The organism is Flavivirga jejuensis (genome assembly GCF_030540765.1).
GTDB classification, from domain to species: Bacteria; Bacteroidota; Bacteroidia; order Flavobacteriales; family Flavobacteriaceae; genus Flavivirga; species Flavivirga jejuensis.
In genome coordinates, this window is sequence record NZ_JAUOEL010000003.1 from 186277 (window position 1) to 200854 (window position 14578).

Here is a 14578-nt window from a genome sequence, read left to right on the forward strand (position 1 = left end):
GTTGCAAAAAAATCATTTTAATAGAAATCTCGATTTATAAAAAAGCTATTTTTCTATTGAGCTTGCAAAAATACGTTAAATTATATGTTTAAAAAAGGAACAAAATTATATAGTATTCTAACAGGGGCTTGCCCAAAGTGCCATGAAGAATCTATGTTTAAAAATAAAAACCCTTACAAACTCTCTGAAGCTTTAAGCATGCACGAAAATTGCAGCAATTGTAAAACTAAATATAAAATAGAACCCTCTTTTTTTTATGGCTCTATGTATGTAAGTTATCCTGTTGGAATTGCGTTTGCTACTGCTGCTTTTGTTATTTCATTTTTCGTTTTTAAAGCAAGTATCCATGTTATATTCATATCAATTATTGCTACTCTAATTGTGTTTATGCCTATTATTTTAAGACTATCGAGAAACATTTGGATTAATTTTTTTATGAGTTACGATAAGTCTTTGGCAAAAAAATAATCTTTTGGGCGCTACCACAAGGGTCGGGCTTTCACTACTCGCTCTCTTCGAGGAGCTCAAACAAACCGTTCAATCCCTAGCGCAGTGTTGTACTAAAAATAGACATTTGAGTTTTTAGAGTTCTAACCACTTCATTTAAAAAAAGAGAAAAGTTATAGAAGTTAAATATTCAATTTAAATCTATTAATATCAATTTCCTTTTCTAAAGGAATATCATTTTCAATAAAATTATAAAGTTGTTTCGCCACATAGGGCCCTATCATAACACCTCGTGTTCCTAAACCATTAAGTACAAAAAGGTTTTTATGTATTTGGTGTTGTCCAACTAGCGGACGTCTATCTTTTACCGTAGGGCGAATTCCTGCCACCTGATTGACTACTTTAAAAGAGCAATTGATAAACTTTTCTAGCTTATTTAAGAGGGTTTCTTTTGCTTTTGAGGTAATGGTATTACTCAAATCTTTCCATTCGTAAGTAGCTCCGACAATATATAAATCGTCACCTAACGGAATTAAAAAAACGCCTGCTTTTAAAACATAGTTGATTTTTAAATCTGGTGCATGTATAATTACCAATTCCCCTTTTGCTGGTACTAATGGTAAATGATTAAAATAAGGGTTTTGTTTGATACCATACCCTTCAGAAAATACAATATTTGCTGTTGTTATATTTTGGTATTGCAGCACATTGTTTTCTGTTTTAATAGCATCATAATGAAACCCGCTCTCGAACAATAATTTATTTTTCAATAAATCTGCTTTATAAGCTTCAAGCATCGTTTTCACATCTATTCTCCCTGTATTTAGAACCTCTCCAAATCCAAAGGCCGCCTCAATAGCATCATTTTCATTTTTAATGATCTTTTCTGAAAGATATTCTGAAAGTATTGGTTTATCTGAAACAGCAAACCAATCGTTTTGTTCTTCGAGTGATGCGAATTTACGGTAGACAGGGATTTTATAATCTAATTTTACTTGTAACTCCTTTTCTAAATGCGCATATAAGGGTAATGCTATTTCTAATTGTTCTTTACTTTTCCAAACAGATGTAAAGCGTTTTAATACAATGGGATTATATAAGCCTCCTGCTACAGTAGAAGATAGCTGTGATGCATCATCAAACACCACAAATGTTTTATTATGGGCTTTTAATTGTTCACAAAAACTAATGCCTGCCAACCCAATTCCTACAACGATATAATCTACTTTCATAATGTCGCGAAGATACAATGTTTAAAATTTTATTTTAACACTTCCGCATACGAAAAGCATCCTTTTAAGAAGCTGAGAATTGATGAAACGTAAAAACGCCCACTTAAAAAGTGAGCGTTTTTATTATATTTTAATTATGGCGTGAATTAATACGTCCACATATCCAATTCAAAATCTCTGATTCTATCTTTAATTCTTTCAGATTCTAATAACTGCATTAAAGCATTTTGCGATACATATTCACTTATTTTTCTATCCTCCTGAACATTTTCTTCTTTATAAATATATCCATGAAAACGTCTCGCATTTAGAACATGATCGAAAGAAAAAGGAATGGAACTATTTTGATTGTTGAATGATTTAGCTTCATGCAATACTTCTCTAGCATCTGGGAAAAACACCCAAAATAAAGGCACTAAATCTGGCTCTGGCTCATCAATAAAATTCACATCTGGTGCTACAGGTGCAATTCCTAATAATCTGTACTTCATTTCGGCTTGGCGCTTATCAAAATACCAAAGACCTTTAATATGATATTCTTTAATATCTGCTGCTGTAATATCTCTTCTATTAATATACTCTGGAGATAATTCTTCTCCTGCATTTAATTGCTCAATACCTAATTCTGTAGTATCAATTTTTACTAAAGCACCTTCAATATCTTTTAAAGTACGTTTTGCTGTAAAATAAGAATCGTCGTATATATTTTCAATATTTCCATTTTCGATATTCTTCATAAGAACATGATATAACGATCGTCTATTACTACCAATATTATTAGTATCGGTTGGGTAATACAACGGGAAATTTGTACGTTCATCAAGAATAATTTTTTCCCATGTCATTTTAGAATACAAGATATCTCTGTCATCAACATAACCATATTCTAAAGGTTTATCATTGTCAACTGCCTTTTGTGCTTCTGTTCTTACTCCAATTTCATCAGGACTCTTAGCGTTTAATATATTTGCTTGAGCAAACATACCCGACACCGTAAAAACAGTAGTAACGGCTAATAAAAAACTTTTTAATTTCATGTTCTTAAATTTATTATTTCTCAATGTTCATATGTAATATCCATAACGCAACTTTAGAGTTAATATTCTAACTTTCGTTATGGATATTTCATCTTATTTATACATTTTAATTTACTTAGGTTAACCTAAAAGGTTAATTCTAATATTCTAGTTTGTTAACTCAACAAAAACTGGAGATACTTTTTTAAGTATTACGCTAACGCCTTTGGCTCTAGCTTCAACATCAAATATTTGAACTCCAGATCCACGTTTTGCTTTAAGTAAGGCAGCTTGTGCTCTTTTATCTAACTTGTTTCCTCTAACAGTTATTGTTGGTTGCCCTGGAACTTTAAATTTAAATCCAGTAACTCGTAATGGCAATTCAAAATCGAAATCATCAAACTTTGCACCAATAGTAGATATTTTAAGAGCGTTTTTTTGCATTTTTATAGCACCATCTTCACCTCTTATAGTTCCTGTTGGTTTTGGTAAATCTTTAATTCTAAATTTAGCTCTATCGGTTACTTTTTGTCCATCTGGTAATGTACCAGTAACATTTATTGTTACTTCTCTACCTTTAACTCTAGTAGCATCCATTATGTATCTACTACCTGAAGCTTTTGATAAACCTTGGGCACTCGCTCTTACTTTATTATCTGGAACACCAGCAAATGAAATAGTCATTGGGTTTTTAACACCACGGTAAACTACATTCATCTTATCTGCAGAGATTGTTGCTGCATTTGGTTTAGAAACTGTTGCAAATGATGAGTTTACTGGTACTTCAATTTCTTCTCCATCTTGAGCAAAAATTAAATTTCCTTTAATTTTGTGTTCACCAACACTACCTGTTCCTATTTTTAATTTTACTTTTCCTTCTTCGATAACATATTGATCTTCTCTAAGTTTTCTACCATCTAAAGTTAACTCAACTCTTGTTGGCTTTGTAGAAGCATCTTTACGACCTAACACAATTTGTCCATCAAATTTCTCGCCATTAAAATAAGCAGATTTAGATGTTTCCATTAATGTTGTATAGTTAGTCATAGATACCTCACTAGAAAGTGTTCCTTGTAGCATATTAGACAACACCTCAGATTCAGTAGTCTTAATATCTGCTTGAAGTTGTGTCATTTTAGTTAATGATGCCACTAAAGGAAAACCTTTATAATTATGGCTTAACCAACCAACAGTTCCTGCTCCTCTTTTAACGTCATCTGTGTTAAACTTATCTTTAACATCTTTAACGATCTCTGCCATCCCTTTTTCGTCTTTAAGCAAATCAACAACCCCTTCTCTATAAGTATTAATTTGTTCTAAAAACTTTTCTCCACCTTCTTTAAGTCTATCTCCTTTAAAGAAATTTTGATCAAGGTAATCGCCTTTATCCATGATCTCATACTCAGTAGGATCATCAACTGTTGCAGTCATTTTACCTTTCAACTCTTCAAGATATGCATTAAAATCGCTACTCAACTTATCTAATATCTCACTTTTTGCTTTTAAAGGCTCGTATTTTTCTGGTTGTTCTTCAGCTTTAAGCTTTAAATTATCAACAAAACTGTGATTACGCGCTTCTGCTGATTTGTTAGACTCTACTAGTCTCTCATTCATTAATCCAAATGCTGAAAGTACTTCTTTCGACATATTTAAAGCTAACATCGCTATAAATATTAAATACATCAGATTAATCATTTTCTGTCTTGGTGATAAATTTCCTCCTGCCATGTCTAATTAGGTTTTTGGTTAATTAATAAAAATTTGGGATTAACCCCTAATTAGTCTTTATGCATTGCAGACAGCATACCACCGTAAACACCGTTTAATGAAGATAAATTTGATGCTAATGATTGCATTTGCTCTTTTAATTGAGCAGCATTTTCAATAGATTCTTCATTAATTGAAGCTTGTTTATTAACGCTTTCTAACTGTACTTTATATAAGCTGTTTAATGATTCCATTTGAGCAGCAGCTAATGATAATTCTTCACCATATTTTTTAGCTGCTTCAACAGAATCTACAGTAGAAGACATATTTTTTGCTGCCCCTTCAAATCCTCTAATGCTTTCTCCTAAACTTGCCATTAATTCGCCATCAATTTTAGCGTCTTTTAATAACTCATCTAATTTATTAGCTAACATCCCTTGTGGATTCTCATTCTCTTTTTTTCCATTTTGTGCTCCCCCTGCTAATTCTGGATACACTAACGACCAATCTAATTCATCATCAACTGGTTCGAATGCAGATAGTGCAAAAATAATTGCTTCTGTTACAAGACCAAGAGTTAACATTACGTTACCTGTTAAAGGTCCAATTTCGAAGTGAATAATTTTGAATAGAGCTCCAACGATTACAATTGCTGCTCCTAATCCATAAGCCATATTCATAAATCTTTTACTTGCTTTTGACTTTGCCATAATTTTTGGTTTTTAATTTTAAGTAAGATACTTAAGTAGGTTAATTAATAGTATTTATTATTGTTATTGATTTGATTCTTATTTGTTACTGGAATTATTAGTCACTTTTGTCCCCATATAATCTTGTACTGTTCTAAATCCAATATAGCTTCTTGCTGAATCAGCGTATTCATAATCTCTAGAGCTTACTTGTAAAAAGTATGCTACATCTTTCCATGATCCACCTCTTACAATTTTACGCTTATTTTGACGATCATTTACACTCGGGTTTATTGTTGATGTGTAAGCATAAGATGAAGCATCATAAGATGCGTTTACCCATTCTGACACATTACCTGCCATGTTATATAAATTATAATCGTTAGGCTCGTAAGACTTGGCTTCTACTGTATACAATGCTTGATCTGCAGCATAATCTCCTCTTACAGGCTTAAAGTTTGCCATAAAGCAACCACTATCACTTTTAGTGTAAGGTCCTCCCCATGGATAAGTTGCTGCTTGAAGACCTCCTCTTGCTGCATATTCCCACTCTGCTTCAGATGGTAATCTAAATCTATTTACCATAGCTGAACCTTTTTTAGATTTTTGGTATGAGTTTTTATTAATAGTTCTCCACTCACAAAAGGCTTTAGCTTGTGTCCATGTTATACCAACTACTGGATAATCACTGTAAGCATCGTGCCAAAAATAGTCGTTATGCATCGGCTCATTATAAGAGTATGCAAAATCTCTAATCCAAACAGTGGTATCTGGATATACTTCAATTTCTTCTTTTATTAGAGCATCTTTACGTTTAAGACCTCTGTTTCTGGCAGCTTCCTGAATATCCATATAACTGTATTGGAATTTAAACTTTTTTACATCCCAAGTACGTTGTCCATTATAAGACTCTTCCATAGGAAGATACATCGTATCCATTACTTCAGTATAATACTCATCTGGATATTCTCCTGTGTTAAAAATCAAATCAACATCGTGATTGATTTTTCGTCCTTCATATCCTGTTGGTCCTAAACCTGTATAGTTTTCGAACATATACTTTTCGTAAACAGACATATTAGCTGTATCTGCATCTTTAAATGCAAACTCACCAATACCTCCATCTTCGGGTACTTTACCAACCTCATCAGCCAATACAGCAAGTTTCATTCTAACTATTGAGTCTCTTACCCAATTAACAAATTGGCGGTACTCGCTATTTGTTATTTCTGTTTCGTCCATATAAAAGGCTCTTACAGTAACTGTTTTTGCGGGTGCATCGTGCACGCCAGCAAGATCATCATCCGCTTTACCCATAATAAACGATCCTCCAGGAATGAGTTGCATTCCAAAAGGTTTTTCTGGGTGCCATTTCTTTCCTTGCACACCCACTAGTTCTCCTCTATCCTTAGAGCCGCAACTAGCTAGCATTGTTATTACTGCGATTAATAATATAAACTTCTTCATATCCATAGAAAACTCGAGGTTAATTAGTTTAAGCTTCATTTTTGAGAGCGTAAACATATTTATATATTTTTTAAAAAACAACTTTTTTAGTAAAAAAAATACATTTCATCGTAAAAAAATAACGCTTTACCGATGAAATTAACTTTTGAACTGTTTTTGGCATTAAACACAATTCTTTTGGAATGCTTTATACCAACGGTCTGGCAGCTTATTATTACAAGCGTCCAAATAATCCTGATGCATGCATGGTAATAACGTATGTCTTTTCAATTTATTATTTACTTCGGATAAAAAGGGAATTTCAATCCACCATCTACCTGTTTTATTACTCTTATAAAACACCAATTCTTGAGAGTCTATCATTGTAATAAATTTTTGGTAATTTCTATCATCTGAAAAATCATCATCCTTTACTCTGTAATTAACACCTTCGATAAAATACCAAATTATCTGTGATACTAACATGGATGTTATTTCATCATCCTTGGAAGGTTTATATTCATAAATACCAAAAGAAGTTACTTTATTACTAATACCTGCATAACGCGAAATAGCACAAATCTCCTTTCCATCCAATCCGTTAGGCGAATATTTTTGATTTAGGCTAACCTCTGATCCTTTTATCGAAGTTAAATCAATACTAACAATATTAGCATCTCTCAATGCTGGTTCAACACTAGAAATATCATTAGATACCTGTCCTAGTCTATAGGATTCAAAATAAAGACTATCCATCAAATCGATCTCTTCTTGCGAATTGAAATAAGTTTGATATCCGATAGTTGCATAATTAAATAGGTTATAAGGTCTATCTAAAATTATCTTACCAACAAAACTATTATTCTTTATTGGTTTGGTGGAATCACCTAAATCGAATTTACTATCAACATTTACAATATTAACCATAGGTGCTAAAGTATCATAAGCCCTATAATTCGCATAGGTGAGGTCTTGTGTTCCTCCTAGTATGATTGGTATAATATTTTTTTTTACCAAAATACTTATTGCAGTTTTTAGTGCAAAATAGGTATCTTCTACACTCTCCCCTTTATTAATATCGCCTAAATCTACAATGTTGGTATTCCAACTTCCAGGAAAAAGGCTATATAAAGATTTTCGAATTTCATCTAAATGGAATTCTTCTCCTATATAATTAATATCATTCCTGTTTTCTAAAACACCTAAAATAGCAATATCTACATGGTCTAAATCTGGTATACCATACTGTTCTGAGTGAATTTTTAATTTTCTTCCTAAGGATTGAGACGAAAGTAATTCGTTATGAGCTAAAACCAAATCTGAAACAGGAGACAAAAAATTAAAATTCATTAGCTATTCTTCTCTTTTTAAATTTATCAAATGTAATGCACCACCATTGACTAATTCTATTTATAACATAGAACGACTCACTTCTTTCTTATGACTTCTTTTTTGCTGGTGCTTTTTTCTTAGTTGTTTTTTTCTTTGTTGCCTTTTTCTTTGGAGTATTGGCTTCTATAATTGCTTTAGCTTCTTCCAAAGTCATTTCTGAAACATCAACTGTTTTAGCAAGTTCTACTTTTATTTTCCCTTTCAAAACATTATGTCGACCCCAGCGCGCTTTTTCAACACGAACACCTTCTTCTTCCCAATTATGAATAACCTTGTCTATCTCTTTTTGAATCTTGGTCTCAATTAATTCAATAATATCATTATCAGATAAATTATCCCAATCGTATTTTTTATTTACGTTAATAAACATGTTGTTCCATTTAATAAATGGTCCAAAACGCCCTTTTCCTTTTTGTACAGGTAATTCTTTATACATATATATAGGTGCGTCTGCTTTTTGCTTTTCTTTAACTAAAACAACGGCAGCATCAAACTCTACACTTAAAGGATCTACACCTTTTGGCAACGAAACAAACGAATCGCCAAACTTAACATACGGACCAAAACGGCCATTATTCACCACAAGGTCTTCTCCTTCATAAGTTCCTAAACTCTTTGGAAGCTGAAATAAATCCATAGCTTCTTCATAAGTAATAGTAGTTAATTGCTGGTCTGGACTCAAACTGGCAAATTGTGGTTTCTCCTCATCATCAACAGTACCTATTTGCACCATGGGTCCAAACTTACCTAAACGTACACTTACTTGCTTTCCAGATTTTGGATCTGTTCCTAAAATACGCTCGCCCGATTCTCTTTCTGCATTTTCTTTTACATCTTCCACCTTTGGATGAAAATCTTTATAAAATGATTTCATCATTTTAGTCCAATTCACATTCCCTTCGGCTATATCATCAAAATCGGCCTCAACCTTAGCTGTAAAATTATAATCTAAAATAGTTTCGAAATGATTTACCAAAAAGTCGGTTACTATCATACCAATATCTGTTGGCACTAGTTTTCCTTTATCTGACCCTACTTTTTCAGTTAATTTTTTATCACTTACATCACCATTTTGAAGCTTTAATTGTGTATAACTTCTCTCCACACCTTCTACAGCTCCTTTTTCTACATAGTTTCTATTCTGTATGGTTGAGATAGTTGGCGCATATGTTGATGGACGCCCAATTCCTAATTCTTCCAACTTCTTAACAAGGGATGCTTCTGTATACCTTGCTGGTGGTCGTGTGTAACGTTCTGTTGCTGTAATATAACTATTAAGAAGTGTCTCATTAACTTTCATTGCTGGTAGCATACCTTCTTGCTCAACATCTTCGTCATCTGTTCCTTCTAAATACACTTTTAAAAAGCCATCAAAAGTGATAACCTCTCCATTAGCTGTAAAGGTTTCATTATGCGTAGATCCGCTAACTTTAACATTGGTACGTTCTAACTCTGCTTCACTCATTTGTGATGCAATGGCACGTTTCCAAATTAAATCGTATAAGCGTGCTTGATCTCTATCGATATCTACCGAATGTGTTGAAAAGTTCGTTGGACGAATAGCCTCATGCGCTTCTTGAGCTCCTTTTGCTTTTCCTTTATAATTTCTTGGTTTGCTATATCTCGAGCCATAAGCACTTTCAATTTCTGCCTCTGCTCCTTTTCGTGCTTCGTCTGATAGGTTAACACTATCTGTTCTCATATAAGTAATTAAACCTGCTTCGTAAAGGCGTTGCGCCATTGTCATGGTTTTACTTACTGAAAAATATAATTTACGTGAGGCTTCTTGTTGTAATGTAGATGTTGTAAATGGTGCTGCGGGTGATTTTTTTGCTGGCTTTTTTTCTAAATCAGACACCTTAAAAGTCGCCGTACTATTTTTTTCTAAAAATTTCTGAGCGTCTTCTTTTGTTGAAAAATTCTTTGGCAGTTTCGCTTTAAAGGTTTGTCCGTCTTCGTTAGAAAACTCTGCATCAACTCTATATGAGGCTACAGAAGCAAAGCCTTGAATTTCTCTTTCTTTTTCAACAATTAACCTTACTGAAACAGATTGAACTCTACCAGCCGACAAGCCTCCTTTTACTTTTCTCCAAAGTACTGGAGAAAGCTCGTAACCAACTATTCTATCTAATACACGACGGGCTTGTTGTGCATCTACCAAATCGTAATCAATCCCCCTTGGGTTTTCAATTGCTTTTTGAATAGCCGCTTTTGTGATTTCGTGAAAAACAATACGTTTTGTTTTTTCTTTATCTAGTTTTAAAGTTTCAGACAGGTGCCAAGCAATAGCCTCTCCTTCTCGATCTTCATCACTTGCTAACCAAACCCATTCTGCGTTTTTAGCTAAGTCCTTTAATTTTTTTACAACTGCTTTCTTATCTTTAGAAACCTCATAATTTGGTTTAAAATCACCATCAACATCGACCCCCAATTCTTTGGAAGGCAAATCGGATATATGCCCGAAACTAGACTCTACTTTAAAGTCTTTTCCTAAAAATTTCTCAATGGTTTTCGCTTTAGCTGGTGACTCAACAATCACTAAATTCTTCGTCATACTTCAATTTTTGAAGCTACAAATGTATATGAAAAAAAGTTTATCTGCCGCATTTTACAGATTATCTGTTTATTTTTTAAATAAAAAAACCTGCTTTTAACATGTAATAAGCAGGTTTTTTATATCGAAATTTAAAAATTTATTCGGATAAAATCCCTATCTCATCAATAGCATCAGTGCGTTTAAACCCAATAACCTTTTTATATATAAAATACGTTGGATGGTAAACAAAAGAAGCTGTAAAAAATATTCCTACTCCACATAATAAAAAACCAACTAGTTGTGACAACATAGAGGCTACCATGATTACGCCAAAAGTGATTAACCATTTTTTATGCCCTAATTTAAAACTTGCCTTTACAATCTCTCCCACACTAAGTTCTGGATTAAATGCATACATCAATGAAAAATAAGATAATGGTATAATTACATAAAATATAGGGAAATAACATAATAATGCAGCTAAAATGGCAATTCCGAAAGAAGCCAGCATTAATACAAATATTTTACTTAAATGCTTTGCTTTTACAAAAAAAAAGAAATCGGATGTTGTTACTGCTTCATTATAATCTAACTTTTTCATTATTCTAAAAAAAGCGGCATTTAAAGCTACAGAAATTGCCGCAAAAACAAAAACCCCAACAATTACAATTAAGACATATAACAGTGACATTCCTACAAAAAAACCATTAAACGATTCAAAACCCGAAGTGTCACCTTCTTGTTGTGCTATTAAAACACCTATTAAAGGAAGATACAAAACAACAATTAAAGGCATTACAAGTATTATTGTAAATAGTTGCAATAAAAAACCTTGGAGCCATGTCTTTTTAAATAACTCAATAGACTCATTTAAAATAGTTCCAAAATCTAAAGCTTTGGCATTTTCTATCTTTTCTAATAAACTGTTGATTGTATTCATATATAAATTTCATCAATCATTAATAATCAAAATCGTCCCTAAGTCCTATTTTTTCAATCTCACTATCTACTTTAAAGCCTATTACTTTCTTATAAATTAAAAATACAGGTAAATAAACAATAGATACTGTTAAAAACAGTCCTACTCCACACCCCAATATCCCTAACATTCCTAAAATCCCTGTAACAAATAGCGCCCCAAAAGTGATTAGCCATTTTTTATTTCCTAAAGCAAAGCTTGCTTTTACTATTTCTGTTTCACTCAAATCTGGATTAAAAGCAAAAACAATAGCAAAGTACGATAAAGGCACAATTACATATATGTAAGGAATTAAAAACAATAGCTGAGCAACTGTTGCTATTAAACTATATATAATACCTAACATAAAGACCTTCGTAAAGTATTCTTTATTAAAAAAATAAAAATAGTCGTCGTTTCCAGTTTCTCCCGAATCTACTTGTTTGCAAATCCTATAAAAAGCGGCTACAAAAGCAAGAGTTAAAGTGCTTATCAAAATCGTTTGGGGAATACTGTAAATCACATTTTGAGAATAAAAACTCGTAATCAACTCTAAATCAAATCCATTACTAAAATCAAAAGCATTAGGAGCAAGACCTATAAGTCCGAAGACAAAACCTATAATCATAGAAGCAATTACTATGAACAAGATAACTAAAAGCCCTTTAAGCCAGACTTTCTTATATAAATCTATAGAGTCGCTAATAATAGTGCCAAAATCTAAAGGTGCTGCGTTGTTTATTTTTTGGAATAGAGAATTTAGGGTATCCATGGGCTTTGTTAAATTGGTTTTCAATTTTAAAAAGATACATTTTTTTTTAAATATGACGCAATATAACACAAAAAAACTGAGAACTTAACGCCTCAGTTTTAATCTATTTTATTAAAAACTGTCAACTTATTTAGTAGGACAGCTTATATGTCAGAGTATCATTTTAACGTATACGAACTTAATAACTCGACACCTTTTTCTATATATTTATATTGGTACAATGTATTACCCCCTACCATAAGCAAGTTGCTTTCTAATGGGATAACATCTTTCGCCTGAACATCCCCATATGTTTTTGTTAGTTTTACATGTAACGGATCTACTTTATCAAATAACTTTAGTCCAGAGGTGCCATCACAAACAAATAATGTGTTTTCTTTAATACCCAATCCGTAAGGATTTTGTAATTCATAACGATTTGCCAATATTGGAGCTGCTTTATCGCTAATATCTATAACTTCTAAAACACTTTCTTCTTGCCCACAATCGTTACCGCCTCGCAATGTTAAATAAGCGTAATCTCCATCAACAATTACAGGGTCGCACCCTTCCCAATGAGTAAACTCTGAAACATATTCTGGCGATGATGGATTCTCTATACTATAAATATACATCCCGTTAGTACTTCCTAAATACAAATAACCATTAGCTTGAAACATCGTTTCTATGTTCCATCCCGCATTTTGCGTATTTTCAAGTACTGGTGATGACAAACTTTGAATATTAAAAATAGCCATTTGATAATTCCCTACTGTATATAAATAATTCTCAACTATTTGAAAACGCGCTAAAGAACCTCCTTGTCCTGTAACAGATTCTGCCGAGTTAAAAGCGACATCATTTGATATTATTTCTACAGCAATTAATCTGTTGTCTATTTTCTTACGCCATTCGGAAGTTACCTTCCAGCCAACAATAATTTCATTCTCATAATCCATTTTTCCATAATCAACAGCTTGGGCTTCAATAGGAATATTATAGTTATAAATAGTAAAAACATCTTCTAACCTTTCAACTAAAGAAATCGAATTAATATCAGAGATATCAAAAACCACTAAATCGGTAGCACTATCTGCATATAAAAAATCATCTTTCACCGAAATATCTTCATTTCCAGGAATATTAATATACTTAATCGCCTTTGGCAAAACAGGATTTGAATTATCGATAACATGCACCCCTTTATTAACATCACTAACAAAAATGTAGTTTTTATAAGCATATATTTTACCAACCTTTTCAATATTTTTAGGCACTGTAATTGCAACCGAATTTCTAAAATCGGTTTTAGTCATTAACTCTGGAGTAGCCACTTGAACAAGCTCTAAGTCTAGATCTTTTTCATCACAAGACCATATGCTTATAAAAAATAAGGATAAAAAAAGATATTTTAATTTCATAGCTGGTCGTTTTAATATTTATAATTTAATGAAGCCTTTAATATACAATATAATTTCATTACTTCCATTAATTTGACGTGATGTTAAATTAAATGAAATAGTTTTTCAAATACCGTCAAACAAGCTTCTTTATTTATTATTTCTGCATTGACAAAAGTATAGGGATCTGAAACTAAGTTAATATAATATATTGTTGTTTACAATAGTTGTTTGGTCTTAAATTTCATTTCCCTAACCGTAATGCTCCCATTTCGAATTAATATTCCAGTACAGGATATCCGTTTTCACATACAACTCCCTTTGCTTGCGCAGGTAAATCGCATGTTGAAACAATGTCCCATTTTATATTATATGCTTTTTCTAAATTTGTGTAGTCTTCAACTTTTTTCAAAAAAGCTACTGTATCTATTTTTGTAGAATAAGCGATATACCCTTGAAAGCCACCACAAGCTTTAGAACCATAAGTGGTAAAAGTCCAATCGTTAGCGTTTGTACAGGAAATACTTGTAGACAATTGATAAATCTCATCAAATAAATCCATTAAATCTCGATGGTCTTGCTCCTGCTCTGTCAGCTCTTTTTTTACGACTAATTCATTCTCAGTAAGTGATACAATGCGCCAGGCATAACTAGGATATTGTTCTTGAGATATTACTATAAGCGCATTATCTAACTGCCATTCTCCACTATAATCGGAAAAAAATAATGGTGGCGTTCCACACCATCCAGATGTACGCTCAACAAAGCCTCCATTTTCTTTAAATAAAATCCCATAATCTTCTTTAGGTAAATCTGTCGCTTTTCTAAACGTGGTATTTTCACCATTATAGATTGGGTCTATCCAACTACCTATTAAAAAATCATCTGATTCATTTTTAATCGTATCATCATCTGAACATGTCATGTTCGTAAAACAAAATATTACAGAAACAACAAATAAAATCTTTTTCATAAATAGCATTTTTAAAGTTTTTGTTTTTTTT

At 32.4% G+C, this 14578-nt stretch carries 12 protein-coding genes; 1 reads left to right on the forward strand and 11 read right to left on the reverse strand.

Annotated features, from left to right (window positions below):
* The first annotated feature begins 84 nt into the window (after window positions 1-84).
* Entirely contained in the window at window positions 85-468 is a 384-nt protein-coding gene (locus Q4Q40_RS09530) for a DUF983 domain-containing protein (protein WP_303301566.1), read from the forward strand.
* Window positions 469-629: 161 nt separating this feature from the next.
* Here Q4Q40_RS09530 and Q4Q40_RS09535 read toward each other — a convergent pair whose 3' ends face one another.
* The 11 genes from Q4Q40_RS09535 to Q4Q40_RS09585 all read right to left on the reverse strand — a co-directional run bounded on the left by Q4Q40_RS09535 (window position 630) and on the right by Q4Q40_RS09585 (window position 14547).
* Entirely contained in the window at window positions 630-1679 is a 1050-nt protein-coding gene (locus Q4Q40_RS09535; protein ID WP_303301567.1) for an NAD(P)/FAD-dependent oxidoreductase, read from the reverse strand.
* A gap of 146 nt (window positions 1680-1825) precedes the next feature.
* Window positions 1826-2716 carry a type IX secretion system ring subunit PorN/GldN gene (gene porN, locus Q4Q40_RS09540; protein WP_303301568.1) on the reverse strand — a complete coding sequence of 297 codons (891 nt, stop codon included), beginning with the start codon at window positions 2714-2716 and terminating at the stop codon, window positions 1826-1828.
* A 147-nt stretch (window positions 2717-2863) separates the two neighbouring features.
* The gene (gene porM / locus Q4Q40_RS09545; RefSeq protein ID WP_303301569.1) at window positions 2864-4423 is read right to left on the reverse strand and encodes a type IX secretion system motor protein PorM/GldM; all 1560 of its coding nucleotides are present in this window, start codon (window positions 4421-4423) and stop codon (window positions 2864-2866) included.
* 50 nt (window positions 4424-4473) lie between these two features.
* On the reverse strand, window positions 4474-5112 hold the full coding sequence (gene porL / locus Q4Q40_RS09550) for a type IX secretion system motor protein PorL/GldL (RefSeq protein ID WP_303301570.1): 639 nt from the start codon (window positions 5110-5112) through the stop codon (window positions 4474-4476).
* A gap of 78 nt (window positions 5113-5190) precedes the next feature.
* On the reverse strand, window positions 5191-6558 hold the full coding sequence (gene porK, locus Q4Q40_RS09555) for a T9SS ring complex lipoprotein PorK/GldK (RefSeq protein WP_303301966.1): 1368 nt from the start codon (window positions 6556-6558) through the stop codon (window positions 5191-5193).
* 162 nt (window positions 6559-6720) lie between these two features.
* Entirely contained in the window at window positions 6721-7887 is a 1167-nt protein-coding gene (locus tag Q4Q40_RS09560; protein ID WP_303301571.1) for a formimidoylglutamase, read from the reverse strand.
* Window positions 7888-7975: 88 nt separating this feature from the next.
* Entirely contained in the window at window positions 7976-10483 is a 2508-nt protein-coding gene (gene topA, locus Q4Q40_RS09565) for a type I DNA topoisomerase (protein ID WP_303301572.1), read from the reverse strand.
* Between the two features lie 139 nt (window positions 10484-10622).
* A complete protein-coding gene (locus tag Q4Q40_RS09570; protein WP_303301573.1) occupies window positions 10623-11405 on the reverse strand; it encodes a hypothetical protein in 783 nt (260 codons plus the stop codon).
* A gap of 19 nt (window positions 11406-11424) precedes the next feature.
* Window positions 11425-12195: a hypothetical protein gene (locus tag Q4Q40_RS09575; RefSeq protein WP_303301574.1), complete on the reverse strand. Its 771-nt coding sequence runs from the start codon at window positions 12193-12195 to the stop codon at window positions 11425-11427.
* A gap of 158 nt (window positions 12196-12353) precedes the next feature.
* Window positions 12354-13595, reverse strand: coding sequence for an LVIVD repeat-containing protein (locus Q4Q40_RS09580; protein WP_303301575.1), 1242 nt, complete (start codon window positions 13593-13595; stop codon window positions 12354-12356).
* Window positions 13596-13851: 256 nt separating this feature from the next.
* Window positions 13852-14547: a lipocalin-like domain-containing protein gene (locus Q4Q40_RS09585; RefSeq protein WP_303301576.1), complete on the reverse strand. Its 696-nt coding sequence runs from the start codon at window positions 14545-14547 to the stop codon at window positions 13852-13854.
* Between the last annotated feature and the right edge of the window lie 31 nt (window positions 14548-14578).